Origin of the sequence: Nocardia pseudobrasiliensis NBRC 108224 (genome assembly GCF_001613105.1) — a bacterium.
Taxonomy (GTDB): Bacteria; Actinomycetota; Actinomycetes; order Mycobacteriales; family Mycobacteriaceae; genus Nocardia; species Nocardia pseudobrasiliensis.
In genome coordinates this window covers 1-21,143 of sequence record NZ_BDBS01000043.1, presented here as the reverse complement: position 1 = coordinate 21,143, position 21,143 = coordinate 1, and the positions used below count along the sequence as shown (strand labels likewise).

24 protein-coding genes and 1 pseudogene are annotated in these 21,143 nt (G+C 69.2%); 12 read left to right on the top strand and 13 right to left on the bottom strand.

Translation table 11 applies throughout. The annotated features are described in order from the left end of the window. Window positions 1-97: 97 nt before the first annotated feature. The 8 genes from NP4_RS30025 to NP4_RS29990 form a co-directional block, all read right to left on the bottom strand. A complete protein-coding gene (locus NP4_RS30025) occupies window positions 98-1,534 on the bottom strand; it encodes a GuaB1 family IMP dehydrogenase-related protein (protein ID WP_062503503.1) in 1,437 nt (478 codons plus the stop codon). 96 nt (window positions 1,535-1,630) lie between these two features. Further along, window positions 1,631-2,116 carry a DnaJ family domain-containing protein gene (locus NP4_RS30020; protein WP_068005172.1) on the bottom strand — a complete coding sequence of 162 codons (486 nt, stop codon included), beginning with the start codon at window positions 2,114-2,116 and terminating at the stop codon, window positions 1,631-1,633. Window positions 2,117-2,164: 48 nt separating this feature from the next. Continuing rightward, window positions 2,165-3,448, bottom strand: coding sequence for a DEAD/DEAH box helicase (locus NP4_RS30015; protein WP_082876339.1), 1,284 nt, complete (start codon window positions 3,446-3,448; stop codon window positions 2,165-2,167). Further along, complete coding sequence (locus NP4_RS30010) at window positions 3,441-4,391, bottom strand: M56 family metallopeptidase (protein ID WP_068005171.1); 951 nt, start codon at window positions 4,389-4,391, stop codon at window positions 3,441-3,443. Before NP4_RS30010 ends, NP4_RS30015 begins: the two co-directional genes overlap by 8 nt. A 47-nt stretch (window positions 4,392-4,438) precedes the next feature. Further along, window positions 4,439-4,858, bottom strand: coding sequence for a BlaI/MecI/CopY family transcriptional regulator (locus NP4_RS30005; RefSeq protein WP_068005169.1), 420 nt, complete (start codon window positions 4,856-4,858; stop codon window positions 4,439-4,441). Window positions 4,859-4,992: 134 nt separating this feature from the next. Next, complete coding sequence (locus NP4_RS30000) at window positions 4,993-5,847, bottom strand: ABC transporter ATP-binding protein (protein ID WP_068005166.1); 855 nt, start codon at window positions 5,845-5,847, stop codon at window positions 4,993-4,995. Next, window positions 5,844-6,944: a FecCD family ABC transporter permease gene (locus NP4_RS29995; protein WP_068005164.1), complete on the bottom strand. Its 1,101-nt coding sequence runs from the start codon at window positions 6,942-6,944 to the stop codon at window positions 5,844-5,846. Before NP4_RS29995 ends, NP4_RS30000 begins: the two co-directional genes overlap by 4 nt. Further along, window positions 6,941-7,978 (bottom strand): FecCD family ABC transporter permease, encoded by a 1,038-nt coding sequence (locus NP4_RS29990; RefSeq protein ID WP_068005162.1) that lies wholly within the window; start codon window positions 7,976-7,978, stop codon window positions 6,941-6,943. Before NP4_RS29990 ends, NP4_RS29995 begins: the two co-directional genes overlap by 4 nt. A gap of 108 nt (window positions 7,979-8,086) precedes the next feature. Between NP4_RS29990 and NP4_RS29985 the strand changes: the two genes are divergently transcribed. The 6 genes from NP4_RS29985 to NP4_RS29960 all read left to right on the top strand — a co-directional run bounded on the left by NP4_RS29985 (window position 8,087) and on the right by NP4_RS29960 (window position 12,522). After that, window positions 8,087-8,794 carry a hypothetical protein gene (locus tag NP4_RS29985; protein WP_068005159.1) on the top strand — a complete coding sequence of 236 codons (708 nt, stop codon included), beginning with the start codon at window positions 8,087-8,089 and terminating at the stop codon, window positions 8,792-8,794. 209 nt (window positions 8,795-9,003) lie between these two features. Then, complete coding sequence (locus tag NP4_RS29980; protein WP_068005309.1) at window positions 9,004-9,405, top strand: PaaI family thioesterase; 402 nt, start codon at window positions 9,004-9,006, stop codon at window positions 9,403-9,405. A 76-nt stretch (window positions 9,406-9,481) separates the two neighbouring features. Next, window positions 9,482-9,784, top strand: a complete 303-nt coding sequence (locus NP4_RS29975) for an urease subunit gamma (RefSeq protein WP_062503485.1) — start codon at window positions 9,482-9,484, stop codon at window positions 9,782-9,784. 9 nt (window positions 9,785-9,793) lie between these two features. Beyond that, window positions 9,794-10,105: an urease subunit beta gene (locus tag NP4_RS29970; RefSeq protein ID WP_068005157.1), complete on the top strand. Its 312-nt coding sequence runs from the start codon at window positions 9,794-9,796 to the stop codon at window positions 10,103-10,105. Next, on the top strand, window positions 10,105-11,826 hold the full coding sequence (locus NP4_RS29965; RefSeq protein WP_068005155.1) for an urease subunit alpha: 1,722 nt from the start codon (window positions 10,105-10,107) through the stop codon (window positions 11,824-11,826). Before NP4_RS29970 ends, NP4_RS29965 begins: the two co-directional genes overlap by 1 nt. A 33-nt stretch (window positions 11,827-11,859) precedes the next feature. Further along, window positions 11,860-12,522 carry an O-methyltransferase gene (locus tag NP4_RS29960; protein WP_068005153.1) on the top strand — a complete coding sequence of 221 codons (663 nt, stop codon included), beginning with the start codon at window positions 11,860-11,862 and terminating at the stop codon, window positions 12,520-12,522. 3 nt (window positions 12,523-12,525) lie between these two features. Here NP4_RS29960 and NP4_RS29955 read toward each other — a convergent pair whose 3' ends face one another. Next, on the bottom strand, window positions 12,526-13,074 hold the full coding sequence (locus tag NP4_RS29955) for a PadR family transcriptional regulator (RefSeq protein ID WP_169813824.1): 549 nt from the start codon (window positions 13,072-13,074) through the stop codon (window positions 12,526-12,528). 93 nt (window positions 13,075-13,167) lie between these two features. On the opposite strand from NP4_RS29955, the gene NP4_RS29950 reads away from it, so the two are divergent. Further along, window positions 13,168-13,575 carry a nuclear transport factor 2 family protein gene (locus NP4_RS29950; RefSeq protein WP_068005148.1) on the top strand — a complete coding sequence of 136 codons (408 nt, stop codon included), beginning with the start codon at window positions 13,168-13,170 and terminating at the stop codon, window positions 13,573-13,575. A gap of 7 nt (window positions 13,576-13,582) precedes the next feature. On the opposite strand, the gene NP4_RS29945 is transcribed toward NP4_RS29950, so the two are convergent. Together NP4_RS29945 and NP4_RS29940 are read right to left on the bottom strand one after the other, a co-directional pair. Beyond that, window positions 13,583-14,362, bottom strand: coding sequence for a VOC family protein (locus NP4_RS29945; protein WP_068005146.1), 780 nt, complete (start codon window positions 14,360-14,362; stop codon window positions 13,583-13,585). An 86-nt stretch (window positions 14,363-14,448) separates the two neighbouring features. Beyond that, the gene (locus NP4_RS29940) at window positions 14,449-15,105 is read right to left on the bottom strand and encodes a TetR/AcrR family transcriptional regulator (protein WP_068005144.1); all 657 of its coding nucleotides are present in this window, start codon (window positions 15,103-15,105) and stop codon (window positions 14,449-14,451) included. A gap of 94 nt (window positions 15,106-15,199) precedes the next feature. On the opposite strand from NP4_RS29940, the gene NP4_RS29935 reads away from it, so the two are divergent. The 5 genes from NP4_RS29935 (at window position 15,200) to NP4_RS29915 (ending at window position 19,790) form a co-directional block, all read left to right on the top strand. Further along, on the top strand, window positions 15,200-16,714 hold the full coding sequence (locus NP4_RS29935) for an MFS transporter (RefSeq protein ID WP_068005142.1): 1,515 nt from the start codon (window positions 15,200-15,202) through the stop codon (window positions 16,712-16,714). Between the two features lie 76 nt (window positions 16,715-16,790). Then, complete coding sequence (locus NP4_RS29930) at window positions 16,791-17,654, top strand: SDR family NAD(P)-dependent oxidoreductase (RefSeq protein WP_245997077.1); 864 nt, start codon at window positions 16,791-16,793, stop codon at window positions 17,652-17,654. Window positions 17,655-17,802: 148 nt separating this feature from the next. Beyond that, window positions 17,803-18,435 carry an urease accessory protein UreF gene (locus NP4_RS29925; RefSeq protein ID WP_068005140.1) on the top strand — a complete coding sequence of 211 codons (633 nt, stop codon included), beginning with the start codon at window positions 17,803-17,805 and terminating at the stop codon, window positions 18,433-18,435. A gap of 16 nt (window positions 18,436-18,451) precedes the next feature. After that, window positions 18,452-19,153 (top strand): urease accessory protein UreG, encoded by a 702-nt coding sequence (ureG, locus tag NP4_RS29920; RefSeq protein ID WP_068005138.1) that lies wholly within the window; start codon window positions 18,452-18,454, stop codon window positions 19,151-19,153. Then, window positions 19,143-19,790: an urease accessory protein UreD gene (locus tag NP4_RS29915; RefSeq protein WP_068005304.1), complete on the top strand. Its 648-nt coding sequence runs from the start codon at window positions 19,143-19,145 to the stop codon at window positions 19,788-19,790. The genes ureG and NP4_RS29915 overlap by 11 nt, the downstream gene beginning before the upstream one ends. 197 nt (window positions 19,791-19,987) lie before the next feature. On the opposite strand, the gene NP4_RS29910 is transcribed toward NP4_RS29915, so the two are convergent. Together NP4_RS29910 and NP4_RS41760 are read right to left on the bottom strand one after the other, a co-directional pair. Beyond that, on the bottom strand, window positions 19,988-20,767 hold the full coding sequence (locus NP4_RS29910; RefSeq protein WP_068005136.1) for a hypothetical protein: 780 nt from the start codon (window positions 20,765-20,767) through the stop codon (window positions 19,988-19,990). Window positions 20,768-20,929: 162 nt separating this feature from the next. After that, window positions 20,930-21,143, bottom strand: a pseudogene (locus tag NP4_RS41760) (hypothetical protein); the annotation flags it as partial.

Genomic DNA, 21,143 nt, shown 5'->3' with positions numbered 1-21,143 from the left:
TTACCGGGTTCTTTACGGGGTTTGCCCGCCGCGGCGTCGGGGGTGTCCCGGTCCCGTCATTCCGGCGTGGGATTTCGCCGGAATGACGGGACGAAGATCACCAACCGGAGGGCAGCGGACGGCCCTCGGCGAAGCCGGCGGCGGACTGCACGCCCAGGACCGCCTTCTCGTGCAGTTCGGCCAAACTGCGGGCGCCCGCGTAGGTGCAGGCGCTGCGCACACCCGAGCAGATGTGGTCGATGAGGTCCTCGACACCGGGACGCTCGGGATCCAGTCGCATGCGCGAGGAGGAGATGCCCTCCTCGAACAGACCCTTGCGGGCCCGGTCGAAGGCGCTGTCGGTGGCGGTGCGAGCGGCGACGGCGCGCTTGGACGCCATGCCGAAGCTCTCCTTGTAGACATTGCCGTCGCGGTCGGTGCGCAGATCGCCGGGCGACTCGTAGGTTCCGGCGAACCAGGAGCCGATCATCACGTTCGACGCGCCCGCGGCGATCGCCAGGGCGACATCGCGCGGGTGGCGCACGCCGCCGTCGGCCCAGATGTGCACGCCCAGTTCCTTTGCCGCCGCGGCACATTCGGCGACGGCGGAGAACTGCGGGCGGCCCACGCCGGTCATCATGCGGGTGGTGCACATCGCGCCGGGGCCCACGCCGACCTTGATGATGTCCGCGCCCGCGGCCGCGAGGTCGCGGGTACCGGCGGCGGAGACCACATTGCCCGCGACCAGCGGCACGCCCAGCTTCAGATCCGCGACCGAGCGCAGCGCCTCGAGCATCTTGAGCTGATGGCCGTGCGCGGTGTCGATGACCAGCACATCGGCGCCCGCGTCGACGAGCGCCTTTGCCTTGGCGGGGATATCGCCGTTGATGCCGACCGCGGCGGCCACGCGCAGTTTGCCCTGCGCGTCGACGGCCGGATCGTAGATTCCGGCGCGGACCGCGCCCTTGCGGGTCATCACACCGGCGAGGGTGCCGTCGGCCTCGGTCAGCACGACCAGCGGCGAGTGCTGGGTCTCGAGTAGTTCGAACAGCTCGCGCGGGGCGGTTTCGGCAGGGGCGGTGAGGAAGTCGGTGACCGCGACGGTGTGCAGGCGCGCGAAGCGGTCGACCTCGGAGAAGGAGTCCTCGTTGACCACGCCGACCGGCTTGCCGTCCTGGATCACCACGACCGCGCGGTGGGCGCGCTTGTGGATCAGCGCCAGCGCCTCGGAGACCGAATGATCCGGGCCGAGGGTGACCGGGGTCTCGGCGGTGAGCGAGCGGCTCTTGACGTAGGAGATGGTCTTGGTGGCCGCGCTCATCGGAAGATCCTGCGGGAGCACCACGATGCCGCCGCGGCGGGCGACCGTCTCGGCCATCCGCTTACCGGCGACCGCCGTCATATTCGCCACGACGATCGGGATGGTGGTGCCGGTCCCGTCGGTCGTCGACAGGTCGACATCGAAACGCGACGTCACATCCGTCTGGTTCGGGACCAGGAAGATGTCGTCGTAGGTCAGGTCGTACGGCGGCGTGTGGCCCGGGAGAAATCGCACTCCGGCAATTCTACGGGAGTGCCCGGGGTGTGCTGAGCCTGCCTCCGAGATCGTTCCGGCATATTTCCAGGCGGAAAAGCACGCCGAAATGACGGGTCAGTCGCGGACCAGCAGCCGTCGCCACCATCCGGTGCGCGAACGAGGCGGCGCCGGGGCGGGTTTCGCGTCCGGTCGCGGTCGTTGCCTGGCGGTTCGCCACTGCCGCACGGTTTCCTCGACCTCGACCGGGGCGAGATGTACGTACGGTCCGTGCGGCATTCGCAGCCAGGTCGTGATGCGATCGTTGAGTTCGCCGATGTGCTCGCGCACGCGCTGTTCGGAGTTCAGGCGGGCGAGGGTCTGCGGGAGTCGCTCCAGATCGCGTTTGAGGATCAGCGAGGGCGGCAGGATGCCCTCGCCGCCGACGTTCTCGCGGCGCAGATAGTCCTTCAGCCACCAGTTCTCGTCGTAGCGCTGGCCCGCATCCGGTAGCGGTTTGCCCTTACCGGGCAGATCGTCGAAATCGCCGCGTTCGGTCGCATCGCGAATCTGCTTGTCCAGCCACGATTCCTGGCTCAGACCCGGCGGTTTGCGTTCGGTCATCCCATCTCCTTCGATGATCTGTCCGTTATGCACAGTTTAGCGGGTCGATCAGGCGGGTCGGCGACGGCGCGTGTGAGTCCTGTTGGCGGGTCGGCGATTTCGCGGAGCGGGTTCGGATGCGGGAGCGGCGGCCGGATCGGGGACCGGCGTGCCCGAGGGGGTGCGCGCGCCGGTCAGGGCGATCAGGGTCGGATCGCCGGGGCGGGCGCGCAGGAGCTCGGCGGAGATATTCGCCTCGGCCAGCAGCTGTTCGGTGGGCGCGCGCTCCTCGTCGGTGGCCAGGGTGATCACGGTGCCGGTCGCGCCCGCGCGGGCGGTGCGGCCGGCGCGGTGCAGATAGGCCTTGGGGTCCTCGGGCGGGTCGACGTGCACGACCAGTGAGATGTCGTCGACGTGGATGCCGCGCGCGGCGACATCGGTGGCGACCAACACGGGCGCGAGGCCGTCGGTGAAGGCGGTCAGCGCGCGGTTGCGCTGATTCTGGGCCTTGCCGCCGTGCAGGGCGACCGCGGCGATTCCGGCCTCGCGCAGCCGCCGGGCGAGTTTGTCGGCGGCGAACTGGGTGCGCACGAACAGCAGGGTGCGGCCCTCGCGCGCGGCGATGTCGGTGACGATCGCGCGCTTGTCGGCCTTGCGGATCGCCAAGAGGTGATGGGCGATCGATGGTTCGGTGGTGGATGAATCGACCGGGGCGGCAACGGCATCGGTCACCGCGTGCCGCACGGGATCGCGCAGGTAGCGCCGCACGAGGGTGTCCACGGCCTCGTCCAGGGTGGCCGAGAACAGCAGATGTTGACTGTCGGCGGGGATGCGGTCCAGCAGCAGCGTGACCTGATCGAGGAAGCCGAGTTCGGCCATGTGATCGGCCTCGTCGATCGCGACCACCCGCACCGCGTCCAGTCCCACGGCCCCCTGTGCGAGTAGATCGGCCAGGCGGCCCGGGGTGGCGATCAGCAGATCGACGCCGCGGGTCAATCGCTCGGCCTGGCGCTTGATCGGCACACCGCCGACCGCGCTGCCGAGGCGCGCACCGGCCGCCAGTGCCGGTTCGTCCAGCGCCCGCTCGATCTGCAGGGCGAGTTCGCGGGTCGGAGTCAGAATCAGACCGCGTGGTTTTCTCGGTGCCGAGGCCCCGGAGCGGCCCAGCATCGGCAGCCCGAAGGCCAGCGTCTTACCCGAACCCGTTGCGGCCCGGCCCAATACATCACGGCCCGCGAGAATATCGGGAATCGCCGCGGCCTGGATCGGGAAGGCGGTCTCGAGTCCGATGCGCCGCAGCGCCTGTACCAGCGCGACCGGCAGGCCGAGCTCGGCGAAACGGGGATCAGGCACTGAACAACCGGCTCAGCTCGACCAGCCACGGGATCGCCACGGCCATGGTCGGGACGACGAGGATGGCCGTGGCCGCCAGATAGGCCGCGGTCGCCACGCGTAGATCGCCCAGCGGTCCGGCCAAGCGCTGGATGCGGATGAGGGTGGTGGGTCCGCCGACGGCCATCGCCCCCTGTGGCGCGGTGGAATTCGAACAGGCCACCAGCGCGCGGGCCAGCGGGGTTGGTCCGGTCACCTTGACCGCGGAATCGTCGGCGAGCAGTTCGATCAGCAATTTCACCGAATCCAGCGCCGATTTGCTGCGCACCCAGCGCGGAAAGGCCTCGTGCGCCGCGGTGAACGCCTCGAGCACCAGATCGTGGCGGGCCCGCAGATGGGAGCGCTCGTGGCTGACGATCGCGGTCAGCTCGGCATCGGTCAGATTGGCGAATGTGCCCTGGCTCAACACGACTCGCCGCCGCAGCCCGGGCAGACAGTAGGCGATGGGCTCGGCGGCGGCCAGCACGCGGATATCGGCGGCCTTGGGATCGGTGTGGCGGTAGTCGCCGCCCTGATCGAGCAGATCCACGAGCATGCGGTGGCGGGCGCGGCGGCGGCGGGTGTGCACGCCGACGCGAATCGCGGCGTAGATCAGGCGCGCGCCGACCAGCAGGGTGAGGGCGAACACGATCACATACGCCAGCCACAGCGGCAGACCCAGCGCATCGATCTCGCGGGTGGGTGAGGTGGTGGGCCGACCGTCGGGTCCGGGTACCAGCAGCTCGCTCGCGATCGCCAGACCGGATCCGAACGCGCTCAACACCGCGGCCAGCGCGACCGCCTGCCACAGCACCAGGGCGGCGCGGGGCGTGCGGTAGGGCCAGGTGGATCGAGCGAGCAGGGACGGGACCGGTCCCGCGAGAAGCAAAGCGAGACCGGCGAATACCGGCGCGGTTGCATTCATGCTCAGCTCACTGCGTTGTGGGGCCAGGGGCCCGAGGCCGCGGCGCGTTACTGCGGCGGTGCGACTCCTTTGTCATCGTCTGACGCATTGCGCGCTGCCTCGGCAGCTTCGAGCTTAGCGAGTGCGTCTCGCAGCGCGGCAGCCTCGTCCTTACCAACGGCCTCCACGAAGTGCACGAGCGCGGCGCGGCGGCTGCCGACCTCGTCGGCTTGCTGCAGCGCGTCGACCATCAGACTGGCCACGAGTTCGTCGCGGGTGTGGACCGGCGCATAGCGATGCGCGCGATCGTCGCGCTGCTGCACGACCAGATTCTTCTTCGCCAGTCGCTGCAGAACGGTCATCACCGTGGTGTACGCGAGCTCGCGGCGCGCCGCGAGGGCCTCGTGGACCTGCCGGACCGTCTGGGGTTCGTCGGCCGACCACAACTGGTCCATGACCGCTTTCTCGAGTTCACCAAGACCTGCCATCACACCAGTTTACGGAGCCTCCGACACAAATGCGTACTACTGGATGTCGTAACCCGTCGGTAGCTCTGTGGGATTTTTCATAGTGGCGAAGGGCACGATCCGAAGTCGCCGAACGTCCGGTGCTCGATGGCGGCTCACGCGGTGCCCTCCGTGGTTACGCAAGCTGCCGCCTCCGGGCCCGTCGCGTGAGCCGCGAGCACGTGCCGCGTCCCGATCGGCACGACCATCGGCCGTCCCGAGACCGGATCGGTGTGCACCTCGGCGCGCAGCCCGAAGACCGCGCGCAGCAACTCGGCATCGATCACCTCGGCGGGCGCGCCCTGGGCGAGAACGCGGCCCTCGCGCATGACCACGAGCCGATCGCTGTAGCGGATGGCCATATTCAGATCGTGCAGCACCATTACGACCGTGCGGCCGAGTTCGTCGTGCAGCCGGTCGACCAGATCCAGGACCTCGAGGGAATGGGCCAGGTCGAGATAGGTGGTGGGCTCGTCGAGCAGCAGGATGTCGGTGCCCTGGGCCAGGGTCATGGAGATCCAGGCGCGCTGGCGCTGGCCACCGGACAGCTCGTCGAGGGTGCGCTCGGCGAGGTCGGCGACGCCGGTCTGGGCGAGCGCGGCGGCGACCTCGGTCTCGTCCTCGGCCGACCACTGTCGCAGCCAGGACTGATGGGGGTGGCGGCCGCGGGCGACCAGATCGGCGACGGTGAGGCCCTCGGGGGCGATCGGCGTCTGCGGCAGCATGCCCAGGACACGGGCGATATCGCGGGTCTTCTGGGTTGCTATCGCCTTGCCGTCGAGCAGAACCTGACCCGCTCGCGGCTTCAGCAGTCGTCCCAGCGCGCGCAGCAGTGTGGATTTGCCGCAGCCGTTGGGTCCGATGATCGTGGTGATCAGACCGGGTTCCACGGTGAGCGACAGACCATCGACGACGACGGTATTGCCATAGCCCAGCGACAGCTCGGCGGCGGATAGTCGATGAGTCGTCATACCAGGGTCGCCTTCCGGTTCACGCGCACGAGCAGTAACAGCAGGAACGGGCCGCCCAGTGCCGCGGTCACGATACCGACCGGCAGATCGACGGGAAATACGGTGCGGGCCAGGATATCCGCGCCCACCACGAGCAGCGCGCCGGTGATCGCCGAACCGATGATCGGCTCGCCCGGTGTGCGCAGCAGCCGTCGAGCCGATTGGGGTGCGGCCAAACCGACGAACGACAGCGGCCCGACCGCGGCGGTGGCCAGTCCGGCCGCGGCGACCGCGGCGGCGATGAGCAACCCCTGCTGAGTTTGGATTCGCACGCCCAGCGCGCGGGTGGTGTCGGAGCCGAAGCGCAGCGCGGCGAGCGTGCGGGCCGAGGCCGCGGTGACGAACAGGACCAGCCCGAGGCCGACCGCGGCCGGGACCGCGCGGGTCCAGTCCGCCGCGTCCAGCGATCCGGTGAGCCACAGCTGGGCCCGGGCGGCGTCGGCGAGCGTGGCCCGGGTGAGCAGCCAGCTGATGCCCGCCATCAGTACGGCATTGACGCCGATGCCGATGAGCACCAGCCGAATTCCGGTGACGCCGAGGTCGCCGGTGTGGGTACGACCCCAGGCCAGCAGGTAGATGACGGTCGCGGTGAGCAGCGCCCCCGCGAGCGCGGCCAGGGGAACGCCGAAGGCGGCCGCGAATCCGGTTGTCGCGCCGCCGGTTCCGGCGAGGACGGCCACCGCGGCGAAACCCGCGCCGGAGGTGATGCCCAGAACATCGGGACTGGCCAGCGGGTTGTGCAGGATCGATTGTGTGACGGCCCCGGCGATTCCGAGCGCCGCACCGGCCACCACGCCGGTGACCGCGCGCGGCAGCCGCGAGTCGAGGATGACGAATCGCTGCGCGCGTGACCCGCCGCCGGTGAGCACATCGACCACCCGGCCCAGCGGAATCTGGAACTCTCCGATGGAGATGTCCACCGCGAACAGCGCCAGCAGCGCCACCGACAGTCCGATCACGGTCAGCACCATGGTGATTCGCCAGACGGTCGAGACCGCGCCCACCCGCAGCGCGGGCCGGACGCGGGCGACGGTGGTCGTGGGCGGCGAAGATCTCACAGCGTCACGGCCTTTCGACGGCGTACCAGCAGGATGAAATACGGAGCGCCGAGTACCGACAGCATGATTCCGGCCTGCAATTCCCCGGGCAGCGCGATCACCCGCCCCACGATGTCGGCGATCAGCAGCAGCAATGCGCCCAGCACCGCCGAATAGGGCAGCAGCCAGCGATGATCCGGGCCGGTGACGAATCGGGCCAGATGCGGGGCGATCAAACCGAGGAAGGCGATCGGTCCGACCGCGGCCGTGGCGGCCCCGGTCAGCAGCACCACTGCGGCCAGGCCGAGGGCCCGATTGCGGGCGATGTTCACACCCAGTCCGCGGGCCATGTTCTCACCGAGGCCCAGCGCGTTGAGGCCGGGCGCGGCCGCCAGGGCCAGCACAACTCCGGCGGCGATGAACGGCAGCACCTGGCGCAGCACCGACATATCGTGTCCGGCGACCGAGCCGATCACCCAGTACCGATAGGTCTCGGTGGCCGTGGGATCCAGCAGCACAACGGCATTGGTGAGCGCCTGCAGCAGCGCGGTCACCGCCGCGCCCGCCAGCACCAGACTCAGCGGACCGGCCTTGCCGCCGCCCGCCGAGGAGGCCGCGAACACCACCACGCCCGCGACGGCCGCGCCCGCGAAGGCCAGCCAGATGTACTGCTGGGGATGCGACAGCCCGAACAGATGGATACCGAGCGCCGCCAGGAACGCGGCCCCGGCATTGAGTCCGAGCAGTCCGGAGTCGGCCAGCGGATTGCGGGTGTAGCCCTGCATGAGCGCGCCGGCCATACCCAGCGCCAGCCCGGTGAGCACCGCCAATGCCGTTCGCGGCAGCCGTAGTTCACGCACGATCTGATCGGCGGGCGTCGCGGCCGGACACGTCAGCGGCCAACCGTCGGGGCAGCTCAGGGCGTGCAGCACCGTCGGCGGTGACAATGCGCGCGCGCCGATGGCGATACCCGCGACCACCGCGATCAGCAGCAGCGCGGCCAGGAGCGCGAGTCCTGCCGCGCGGCGCCGTTTGGACGTGACTACAGCGGGCACGGCGACGAATAACTCCTGACGTGATTTCTTCCATTGCTCGGTAAGTCTGGTAAGCCTAACCTATCTTCCGTTTCGGCCCGCAATGTCAATCGTCGACGAGGAGGTTCGATGCCCGAACCGATGACCGCCTGCCCGACACGCCCCTCCGAGCTCGCCTTCGGGCAGGCCTGCGGGCGGCTGCGCGCTCTGCAACCGGAACATCCGCGCGTCTACGCCATGGCCGCGATGGCCGAACAGGGTCGGCGGCGCTGGTGGCGTCTCGCCGACGGATTGCGCGAGGGTCGCATCGAGTTGATGTATCGCCGCCACGCCGCGGAGATGATCAGCTCCGATATCGCCGCCGAGGTGGTGGCCACCGCCCTGATCCACGCCGTGGTCGGGCGCGTGGTGGCGCTGTGGGTGGCCGAGGGGCGCGCATGGGATCCCGGTCTGGAGAATCTGTGGGTGCATACCGACAACGACGGCGGCATCGACTGGGCGGGGTTGTCCGACACGACGATTCGCGTGGTCGACGGCGATCCGCTGGCGGGGGAGCAGGGCGTGGTCGTGCTGCCGTGTGAGCGCGCGCTGACGGTGTGGCTGGCCCATCGCTGTGCGGGGGCGCTGAAACTGGTGCAGCACAGCATGTCTCGCTGCGCGGCGTTGAGCGCGCGGCGATTCTGGCCGCTGGTCGCCGAAACCGTCGTCGGCGCGGCCACTTACGTGCCCGATCTGGCCGGAACCTCCTCGGTCGTCGGCGCCGAACGCGGGCAGGCGCTGCTGGCCGCGATGGAGGATCTCGGATTGCCCGTGCGACGCTCTTGCCTTGTTAGGTAAGCCTGCCCTACACTGGGACTCGGCGTTCGGATCGTGTGGAGTCCCGAGGGCTGCGGTCGACTCCCGATCCTGTGCCGCGGCGGGCCTTACCTTCGAGGTGAGGCCCGCCGCATCGTTTTCCCCCACCCGCGCACGGCTCGATGATTGCCTTGTGTAACTGTTTTTCCATGACACAGCACGATCGGCCCGAGGTTCGCTCGATGGGGCAGATGACCCCCGAACTCATGACGAAGATGAGCGAGGGCACCTTCTCGGAACTGATCGGCCTGAAGTTCACCGAGCTCGGGCCCGATCGGGTGGTCGGGGAGTGGACCGTGTCGCCGCGACTGCATCAGCCGTTCGGCATCGTCAACGGCGGCGTGTACTGCACGGTCGTGGAAACCCTGGCCAGTACGGGCGGCGGCGCCTGGTTCGGCGAGCGCGGCACCGTGGTCGGGGTCAACAACAACACCGATTTCCTGCGCGCGGTCCGCGAGGGCGTGCTGCGCGGGGAGGCCACCCCGCTGCACCGCGGCCGGCTGCAGCAGCTGTGGCAGGTGGTGATCACCGACGAACAGGATCGCGTGGTCGCGCGCGGGCAGGTGCGGCTGCAGAATCTGGCCGGGGGCTGAGCCCGTCGCCGCACCGTCATGGTGCGGTCGTGCCAGAATTGCGCCACACGCCACGAGGAATCGCGAGGAGCACCGCATGCGATTGTCGCCGCACGAGCAGGAACGGCTGATGCTCAGCTACGCGGCCGAGCTGGCCCGGCGTCGAAAGGCGCGCGGGCTCAAGCTCAATCACCCCGAGGCGGTGGCGATCATCACCGATCATGTCCTCGAGGGCGCGCGCGACGGCCGCACGGTCGCCGAGCTGATGGCCTCGGGTCGTACGGTTCTGGGCCGCGCCGACGTCATGGACGGGGTGCCGGAGATGATCGCGGACGTCCAGGTGGAGGCGACCTTCCCGGACGGCACCAAACTCGTCACCGTCCACCATCCGATCGGCTAGGGCGTGACCATGATTCCCGGTGAATACCTCTGTGCCGCCGACCCCATCGAGATCAATCCGGGCGCGGACCGGATCGCGCTGGATGTGGTCAATACCGGCGACCGCCCGGTGCAGGTCGGCAGCCACGTGCACTTCCCGCAGGCCAACGCGGCATTGGAATTCGACCGCGCCGCCGCCCACGGCCGCCGCCTCGATATTCCCGCCGGAACCGCGGTGCGCTTCGAACCCGGTCTGGCCCAGCGGATCTCGCTGATCCCGCTGCGCGGCGCCCGCGAGGTGCACGGTATCTCCCTCGACGCTCCCGGAAAGCTGGACGCCTGATGGCCGAACTCTCCCGCGCCCGTTACGCCGAACTGTTCGGGCCCACCACCGGCGACCGAATTCGCCTGGCGGACACCGATCTGCTCATCGAGATCACCGAGGATCGCAGCGGCGGACCAGGTTTCGCGGGCGACGAGGCGGTATTCGGCGGCGGCAAGGTGCTGCGCGAGTCGATGGGCCAGGCCCGGGCCACCCGCGCCGAGGGCACCCCCGATACCGTCATCACCGGCGTGGTGATCGTCGACCACTGGGGAATCATCAAGGCCGATATCGGCATTCGAGACGGCCGCATCTGCGCGATCGGCAAGGCCGGTAATCCGGACATCATGGACGGGGTGCATCCACGGCTGGTGGTGGGTCCGTCGACGGAGATCATCTCCGGCAACGGGCGCATCGTCACCGCGGGCGGCATCGACTGTCACGTGCACTTCATCTGTCCGCAGATCCTCGACGAGGCGCTCAGCGGCGGCATCACCACGATGATCGGCGGCGGCACCGGCCCGGCCGAGGGCAGTAAGGCCACCACCGTCACCCCCGGCTCCTGGCATCTGGCCCGCATGCTCGAGGCGACCGACGGCTGGCCGGTGAACATTCTGCTGCTGGGCAAGGGCAATACCGTGCGGTCCGAGGCGCTGTGGGAGCAATTGCGCGGCGGCGCGGGCGGTTTCAAACTGCACGAGGACTGGGGCACCACCCCGGCGGCCATCGACGCCTGCCTGACCGTCGCCGACGCCGCGGGCGTACAGGTCGCGCTGCATTCGGACACGCTCAACGAGGCCGGATTCGTGGAGGACACCCTGGCCGCGATCGCGGGCCGGGCGATCCACTCGTATCACACCGAGGGCGCGGGCGGCGGGCACGCGCCCGACATCATCACCGTCGCCTCCCACCCCAATGTCATGCCGAGTTCGACGAATCCGACCCGGCCGCATACGGTCAACACCCTCGACGAGCATCTGGACATGCTCATGGTGTGCCATCACCTCAATCCGGCGATTCCGGAGGATCTGGCCTTCGCCGAGAGCCGGATCCGGCCCTCGACCATCGCCGCGGAGGATCTGCTGCACGATCTGGGCGCGATCTCGATGATCGGCTCGGACGCGCAGGCCATGGGCCGCATCGGTGAGGTGGTGCTGCGCACCTGGCAGACCGCGCATGTGATGAAGCGCCGCCGCGGCGCGCTGCCCGGCGACGGGGCGGCCGACAATATGCGGGTGCGGCGCTATGTCGCGAAATACACGATCTGCCCGGCGATCACGCACGGCCTGGACGCCGAGATCGGTTCGATCGAGGTTGGCAAGCTGGCCGATCTGGTGCTGTGGGAGCCCGCGTTCTTCGGCGTGCGCCCGCACGCGGTGCTCAAGGGCGGGGTGATCGCCTGGGCCGCGATGGGCGATGCCAATGCCTCGATCCCGACCCCGCAGCCGGTGCTGCCGCGGCCGATGTTCGGCGCGAATCCGGCCGTGGCCGCGGGCGCGTCGATGCATTTCGTCTCCGAGCAGGCCGTCGAATCGGGTCTGGCCGAGCGGCTGTCCGTGCGCCGGAAGCTGGTGCCGGTGGCCAATGTTCGCAAACGCACCAAGGCGGACCTTCCGCACAATGACGCCATGCCGCGCATCGAGGTCGATCCGGACACCTTCACCGTTCGCGTCGACGGCGAGGTGTGGGCGGAGGATCCGGCGGTCGAGTTGCCCATGGCCCAGCGGTACTTCCTGTTCTGACGCCTGCCGCTCGGTGGTGGCAGACTCGTCGCCATGACTGCATCCGGGTGGAACGATGTCGATGCGTACCTGGTCGACACGCTGGTCGGCGACGCCGATTCCGATGTGTTGGAGGCGAATGCGGCCGCGGATCTGCCGCCGATCGATGTGTCCCCGGCACAGGGCAAATTCCTGTCGCTGATCGCGCGGTCCATCCGGGCGCGCCGGGCGCTCGAGATCGGCACGCTCGGCGGATACAGCACCCTGTGGCTGGCCCGGGCAGTCGGGGCCGAGGGGCGGGTCGTGACGCTGGAATACGATCCGCACCACGCCGAGGTGGCGCGCAAGAATCTGGACGGCAAGGGCGTGGGGGATCGGGTCGACATCCGGGTCGGGGCCGCGCTGGACAGTCTGCCGGTGCTCGCGCAGGAACATCCGGAGCCGTTCGATCTGGTGTTCATCGACGCCGACAAGGTCAACAATCCGAATTACGTGCGCTGGGCGCTGAAGTTGACCCGGCAGGGCTCGGTGATCATCGTCGACAATGTCGTCCGGTACGGCGCTGTGCTGCAGGCCGATTCCGACGAGCCGGGTGTGCGCGGCAGCCGCGAGGTGCTGGAACTGCTCGCGGCCGAGCCGCGGCTGGACGCCACCGCGGTGCAGACGGTCGGCAGCAAGGGCTGGGACGGTTTCGCCTACGCGGTCGTGCTGGACTGATTCTCAGTGCCCGGGAGAGCGTTTCGGCCGCTGTGCCAGCCCCTCCCAGAAATCCACATAGCCCTGTTCGTGCGTGACGGCGAGTTCGAGGATGCGTGAGCGTGATTCGGCCCGGACGCTGTCGTCCGGGTCGATCTCGGCGCGCAACCGGCGGTACAGCTCGAGCCATCGGCGGTGCTCGGCCGCCTGATCGTGGGCCAGGGCCACCACATCGCCCGGTTCGCCCAGATCGGCGAAGAACAGTTTCAGCTGCGCCGGATCCCGGGTCTCCGGGGGCGGGCACTTCGGTTCGGACAGCCAGTGCCGCAGCGCCTTACGGCCCGCGGCGGTGAGGTGGAAGACGCGGCGGCGGCGTCCGGACTCCTCGGCCTCCTCGCGCAGCAGGCCCTGTTCGGCCAGGCGCACCGGCACCCGATACAGCTGTGCGTGCGGGATCGGCCAGAAGTAGTCGACGCTCTCCTCCACCCGCGCCTTCAACTCGTACGGCGTGAGCGGACCGTGCCGGGCGATCAGACCCAGTACGACGTGATCCTGCGGTCCGAGTTCGGACAACCGCCTCTCCTCTGCCTCTCGTTGACACCATCTCATTGAGACTATAGCTTGATCTCGTCGCGACGGTATCAATGAGACTATTGAGGAGAAGGTATGAGCGACTTCGGTATCGAACTGTTCGATCGCTGGGTGGTGCTGTGGAACGGCGATCTCGCGGTGGCCGAGGAGATCATTGCGCGGAATGTCACGCTGCGTTACGCGCAGCCCGGTGCGGACGCATTCGACACGATCGGCGATCCGGCGGCGCTGGCGCGGCAGATCGAGCGGTTCCGGGCCGAGCGGCCGGGGCTGCGCTACGAGGCGCAGGGCGAGGCGGTGGTCCGTCTGGATGGACCGCGAACGGGCATTGTGGCCCGGCCCTACGGCGCGCGGCGGCCGACGCCGGAGGGGGAGATGGATATCAGCGGGACCGACATCCTGCGTTTCGTGGACGGGAGAATCGTCGAGGTGTGGTCGGTCTCGGGTGGGGTCGGCGGCCGGAGCTTCTATCCGGCCGCCTGATCGGCACTCAGTGCGGGAATGCCATGAGGGCCAGGGTCGCGCCCGCGGGATCGGAGATGACGGCCAGTCGTGAGGGGCCGGGATTGTCGTGCGGTTCCGCGACGATCTTGCCGCCCAGTTCGACCGCGCGGGCGGCGGTGGCGTCGCAGTCGAGGACGTGAATCGTCAACGCCCAGAACGGGGCCGGTTCACCGGGTTGCGCCGCGGCCGCGCCGCCGAATTCACGGCCGCCCTCGGCGGTGGTCAACGCCTGGTACGGGTCGACTGTCGCGGTCTCCCAGCCGGCGTCGCGGTAGGTCCAGTCCAGTACCGTGGCGTAGTGGGCCATCGCCCGCGACGGCGTGCCGGTCGCGGTGTACTGCACCCAGATCGGATTGTTCGGCGCGCCCCAGCGTTCGGTGCCCGGATGGCCGGTCAGATGCGCCAATCCGTAGCCCGCGCCCGCCGGATCGGCGAGGATGGCGAATTCGAGTTGGCCGGGGATCTCGACGCGTTCGGCGAAAACCGTTGCGCCGTGGGCGGTCGCGGCCGCCACGGCCCGATCCAGTTCGGTGACCGCGAAATACGGCAGCCACAGCGCGGGTTTGACGCCGCCGTCGGGCGTCGTGGCGCAGGCGATGCCCGCCACGTATGCGCCGTCCTGGCGCAGGACGGCGTAGTCACCGCCGCTGGGGTCGGGTCGTTCGGCGGTCCAGCCGAACAGCGCGCTGTAGAACTCGCCCGCGGCGTCGATATCGGGTGCGGTGACGTCGAACCAGCAGGGCGCGCCGGTGGCGAAGCCGCTCATACGTCTCTCCTTCGATCATGATCGGGAGTGCCGCGACGCGCGATGGCACTCGATGCAATGATGCAGACGCTGCGGCGCGGGCCGATTCATCGGCGGCGGTCGAATCCGTCGCACAGGGCCGCGAGGCCGGAATACATCAGCTGTTCGGGATCGAGCAGATCGCCGCGGCCGGTGCCCTCGAGCGGTGCGAGCGGCGGCGGGGTGGGCCAGCGCGGTTTGCCGTCGAGCAGCGCGCGGAAGGCCGACTCCTCCTGTTCGCCGTCGCGGCGTTCGAGCATCGCGGCGCTGACGTTCTGCAGGGCGATGCCGGCGATGTAACTCCACACCGACAGCGACATCCGCGTCGCCTCGCGCGTGTCATCGGTCACCTCGCCGAAGCCCTCCACGAGCCACGCCAGGCAGGCCAGGCTCGACGGGCCGAAGTTGTAGCGGGGTACGGCGAAGGTGAACAGCACCCACGGATGTTCCCGATACAGCCGCCAATCGATCTCCCCGGCGATGCGGACCCGATCGCGCCAGGTCCAAGTCGATTCCGGCGCGGGATACGGATTGCGCCGGGCGACCTCGTCGGTCATATCGGCCAGTAGCGAGTCCTTGTTCGGCACATGCCGATACAGCGACATCGCGCCCACTCCCATCCGCTCGGCGATGCGCCGCATCGACAGGGCGTCCAGTCCGGCCTCGTCGGCCAGTTCGATCGCCGTGTCGACGATGGCGGTCCGAGTGAGCTTCGGATCGGTCATGCAAACTACTCGCTTTCGTTTCGGCGCCCGGGTGCGTACGCTGTACCCAGCCCCTGACGCGTACGTTGTACGCGCGACTCGCAAAGGATAGGTGATGACTGGCATCGATACCCACGACATCGCGACGCCCCGGCGTGCCTGGCTGGGATTGGCCGTGCTGATCCTGCCCGTACTGCTGGTGTCGATGGATATGTCGGTGCTGTACCTGGCCATGCCCGCGCTCACCGAGGCGCTGGCGCCCTCGGCGACCCAGCAGCTGTGGATTCTCGACATCTACGGCTTCCTGATCGCCGGGCTGCTGATCACCATGGGCAATCTGGGCGACCGGATCGGGCGGCGCAATATCCTGCTCGCCGGTGCGACGGTGTTCGGGGTGGCCTCGGTGCTGGCGGCCTTCGCGCCGAGCGCCGGTGTACTGATCGCGGCCCGGGCGCTGATGGGTCTGGGCGGGGCGACGCTGCTGCCGTCGAGTCTGGCCCTGATCTCGAGCCTGTTCCCGGATCCGCGCACCCGCGGCACCGCGATCGGGATCTGGACGGCGTTCTTCGCGGGCGGTTCGGCGATCGGGCCGATCGTGGGCGGCGTACTGCTGCATCAGTTCTGGTGGGGCACGGTGTTCTTGATCAACACCCCGGTGTTGCTGGTGCTGCTGGCCTTCGGGATGTTCGTGCTGCCGGAACATCGCTCGACCGGGCGGGGACCGTTGGATCTGTTGAGCGTGGTGATGTCGATCGGCGGCATTCTGCCGCTGGTGTACGCGGTCAAACAGGCCGCGGCCGATGGGATCGATCCGCGGGTGGCGGTTATCGGCGTATTCGGTGTGGTGGTGTTGGTGTTGTTCGTGCGCCGGCAGCGGCAGCTGGCCGATCCGCTGCTGGATCTGTCGCTGTTTCGGCAGGGCTGGTTCTCGGTGGCGATCGGCTCGTCCACGATCGGCATGATGTCACTGGCCGCGCTGAGCTATTTGACCAGCGTGTATCTGCAATCGGTGACCGGACGCGATGCGCTGGCCGCGGCGCTGCTGGGCATTCCGCAGGCGATCGTGGTGTTCCTGTGCTCGATGAACGGGGCCAAGGTCGCGCGGTGGCTCGGCGTGCGGGCCTCGTTCGTGCTGGCGCTGGGCGCGGCCGCCGTGGGCAATCTCATGCTGTTCGGGGTCGGCGTGGACGGCGGGGTCGGGTGGTATGTGGCCGGTTCGACCGTCGCGGGCATCGGCTACGGCGTGGTGTTCACCCTCGTCTCGGAGGTTTCGGTTGCCTCGGTTCCGGCCGAACGGGCGGGTTCGGCGGTCGGGATCTCCGAGACCAGTTTCGAATTGGGCAATGCGCTGGGCCTGTCGCTGCTGGGTTCGCTCGCTGCCCTGGTCTTCCGCTCCGGCGGCGATTTCGCCTCGACCCTGGGCGAAACCCTCGACCACGCCGCCAACAATCCGGCCCTCGCCCACGCCGCCCGCGAATCCTTCGTTACCGGAATGCATACCGCCACCACCGTCGGCGCGGTGCTGCTGATCGGCATGGCGATCATCGCCCTGATCGCGGGGCGCTCCCGAACCCGATCGGACGCCTCGGAGGAATCGGCGCGCGTCCCGGCCGAGTGCGCTTCGCGCTGAGGCGCGTTCGGCCTTCGGAATGGGCGGCGGGTCGGGTTTGCGGGCGAAGATCAAAGGGCGGGCTTAGAGTCGTGGTGTGAACGACACCACAGGTAACGGGCGGCCGTTGGCCGAACGGGTGGCTACCCGGCTGTTGTATCCGACGTCGCGGCCGCGGGAAAAGGCCTTGCGGGAAGCGGTTTCGGAGCGGGTGGTCCTGGTGACGGGGGCGTCGCACGGAATCGGGAAGGCGACCGTGCAGAAGCTCGGCGGGGCGGGGGCGACCGTATTGCTGGTGGCGCGGTCGCGCGAGGATCTGGACGAGATCGCCGCGGAGATCACGGACACGGGCGGTAAGGCCTTCGCCTACACCGCGGATCTGTCCGATATGGATGCCACCGATCGGCTCGGGCGCGAACTGCTCGACGCGCACGGGCATGTGGATGTCGTGATCAACAACGCGGGCAAGTCGATTCGACGCGCGATCGACCACTCCTACGATCGCTTCCACGATTTCACCCGCACGATGGATATCAACTATCTGGGCCCGGTGCGGTTGCTGCTCACCCTGCTGCCCGGCATGCGCGAGCGGCGCGAGGGACATATCGTCAACATCTCCACCTGGGGTCTGCGCATGCCCCCGGCCCCGCGCTGGGCGGCCTACGGCGCGTCGAAAGCGGCCTTCGACATGTGGTTACGCACCGTGGCCACCGAAATCGCCAACGACAATGTCACCACCACCTCCATCTACATGCCGCTGGTGCACACCCGCATGAGCGCGCCCACCAATTTCGGCAGTATGCCCGGCCTGACGGCCGAGGAGGCCGCGGATGTGGTGTGCCACGCGGTGGTCGCCAAACCGCTGGAGATCTCCCCGTGGTGGACCGGACCACTGCAGGCCTGGACCGATATCACCCGCGGCCCCAGCCAACGATTCATGTCGCGCAGTTTCCGGCGCTGAGTCGCTGGAAGTCGGTCGGGGCCGTCGTGCGGTTTCCCGGCGTCGAGTCGCCGCTGAGCCGCCGTCGAGCCCGTTCGGGCCGACCGTAGGATCGGGGGGTGCGTGATCACAGACCTATGCCGCGGCCGAGCGTCAGCGAGGCTGTCGGATGAGTCTGGCGATGTTGTTGACGCTGGCCGATTCCCGCCTGCCCATTGGTGGTCACGTACATTCGGGCGGGGTCGAGGAGGCGATTGCCTCCGGTCTGGTGCGGGATGTGGGGTCGGTGGAGGTCTATCTGCGGCGGCGGGTGCGGACCTCCGGTCTGGTGGCCGCCTCGTTGGCGGCGGCGGTGTGCGCGGGGGAATTGGATCCGGGACGGGCCGAGGCGGAGGCCGATGCGCGCACGCCCGCCCCGGCGGCGCGCAACGCGTCGCGGGCGCAGGGGCGCGGTCTCGCGCGTCTGGCGAAACAGGTATGGCCGCAACAGGATTGGCGCGCATTCGGCGCGCGGCCGCATTTGTCCACGGTATTCGGACAGGTCGGCCGGGTGGCCGGGGCGACGCCGGAACAGATCGCGGGCGTCGTCGTCTACACCACCATGACCGGCGCTGCCACGGCCGCGCAGCGGTTGCTGGCCCTGGATCCCGCGGCCGTGGCCGCCTGTACGGTCCGGCTCACGGCGGTCTGTGATCGCACCGCCGCCGAGGCGGTGAAAGGTCTTGCCGCCCTGTCGGATCCGCTCCAGGACGTCCTCGCCGAGCGCCACATCGGGCGCGATATGCCGCTGTTCGCTTCGTAGAAAGGAATGCACCACCATGCCCCCACATCTGATCGACGGCGAACCGCACGACCACGCCCACGACCGCCCCAAGCGCGAGCGCACCGCGGGCGAGCCGATGCGGATCGGCATCGGCGGCCCGGTCGGATCGGGTAAGACCGCGTTGGTCGCGGCGCTGTGTCGGCAGCTGCGCACGGAACTGTCGCTGGCCGTGCTGACCAACGACATCTACACCACCGAGGACGCCGACTTCCTGCGCCGCCACGCCGTGCTGCCGGACGAGCGCATCACCGCGGTGCAGACCGGCGGTTGCCCGCACACCGCGATCCGCGACGACATCACCGCCAACCTCGACGCCATCGACGATCTGATCGAGGCCAATCCGCCGCTGGATCTGATCCTGGTCGAATCCGGCGGCGACAATCTGACCGCGACCTTCTCCTCCGGGCTGATCGATGCGCAGATCTTCGTCGTCGACGTCGCCGGCGGCGACAAGGTGCCGCGCAAGGGCGGTCCGGGCGTGACCTTCTCGGACCTGCTGGTGATCAACAAAACCGATCTGGCCCCGCTGGTCGGCGCGGATCTGGGTGTGATGGACCGGGATTCCACGGCCGTGCGCGAGGGCCGCCCGTTCGTGTTCACCTCGCTCACCGAGGATCCGGCCGCGACTCCCGTATTGACCTGGGTCCGTGAGCAATTGCGCGTCATCGCCGAACAGGATGGGGCAGTTGCGCACTGAACTGCGCATCCACGCCCGGCCCGGCGCGCTGCCGCACATCCACGCCACCGGCGGGCTGGCGGCGCGGCGCACCGGGCCGGATATCGTACATCTGATCGGCACGGCCGCGACGCCGTTGGGCGGGGACGAACTCGATATCGCGATCGTGGTGGAACCCGGTGCGCGGCTGGTGGTGCGCTCGGTCGCCGCGACCATCGCGCTGCCCGGCCGGGCCACCGCGCGGTCATCGGCGCGCTGGCGCTTCGAGATCGGGGGCGAGCTGGACTTCGATCCGGAACCCACGGTCGTCGCGGGCGGCGCGGAACACGAGGCACGCACGAGCGTCGCGCTTTCGAGCGATGCCCGGCTGCGGTTGCGGGAGCGGGTGCAGATCGGTCGCACCGGTGAGGACATCGGGTGGTGGGCAGGCGAACTCGTCGCCGATCTGGGTGAGACGCCGCTGCTGCGGCATCGCCTGGAACTGGGCGCGGACGCGATCACCGACGATCGGCTCACCGGGCCGCGCGCCCTGGAGAGCGAATTGCGTTATCCCGACGACCGTCCCGCCCATACCGCGGGCCTGGACGCGGCGCTGCTGCCGCTGGCCGCGGGCGGTTCGCTGTTCACCCGGACCGCGACGGCACTGGCCTCGGTCTGATCGCCTACGGGCACAGCAGTAGTGAGAGCCACGATTCGAACGATGTCGCGACGAACTGCCATTCGGCCGACATGGTCTGCACAAGCATGCGGAACGGGCTCATAGGGTTCGCCTTTCGTGTCTGGTGGACAGGGCACGCGAACGGGGCGGGAAGCGGACATCGTCGGCCGTCCCCGCCCCGGGAGATCCGGTGGTGCTCAGTCGCCGACTACGCGCGGCGGGGCGTTGAACGAATTGACCGCGCCGACAACCGCACCCGCGGCCGCACCGACCGCCGCGGCGGGCACGGTGATGACACCCGCGCCCATGGCCGCGCCCAGCGCGGGTCCGGCGATCACGCCGACCGGCACGAACGGCAGGCCGATGGCGAGTCCGAGCACGCCGCCGACCAGACCGCCGGTGAGCGCGAACGGCGAGGCCATGGCCGCACCGGCGACCGCGCCCATGGCCGCGGTGCCGACCGCCTGTCCGGCGATGCGATCGGAGCGACTGCGCTCCATGCCGACCGAATCCAGGAACGTGGCGAAATTCGCCTCGATCTGCGCGGACTGGTCATTGATCTCGATCGCCTGTTCACGATCCATTCCGGCGGGCACGTCGACCTGGACGTCACCGAAGCGGAACTTGCCCGGGGGTGGAGCGATCGGCGGAACCGGGGCGACGGGCGCAGGAGGATGCAGCACGCCGACCGGGGCCAGGTAGGTGCGATCGGGCAGGGATCGCGCATTCTGCATGGAACTGTAGGTGTCACCGGGAATGTGCAGACCCTCGTACGGCTGCACATTGGGCGCGTCGGTGGCGGGCCACTGTGGCCGCGGCGTGTCCTGTGCGGCGGCAGTCGTATTCGGTTCGGCGGGTGCGGCATTGGCCGTTCCGCCCCCGACGATGGCCAGCACCAACGGCACGGCACCGGCCGCGAAGGCGGTGCTCACCCGTTGCCGGTGCGGATTCGGGGCTCTGTGTTTACCTGCGGCCATAACGACCTTTCTCCTCGGACTCTGCTCGACGACCTGCATTCGGATCCGCGGCGGTCCTGGATGGGTGGAAATACGAACCCGTCGAAATGTCTTGGTATAGCGACCAGTTAACTGAAAAAGCCGGAGCCGCAGATGGCGGCCCCGGCCCTGGTTCTCGGTCGATCACTCGACGATTGCCACTCCCGGATCGGGGGCGGCGGCATCGACGGCCGGAGCGAGATATCCACTCGCCGCGCCGACGCCCGCGCCGATCGCCGCGCCGACGACGGCCGCCGGAACGGTGATCATCGCCGCACCGGCGGTGGCCCCGAGCGCGGTGACCACCGGGGTGCCCAGCGGCAGCATCGGCATGCCCGCGAGCGTGCCCGCGACACCG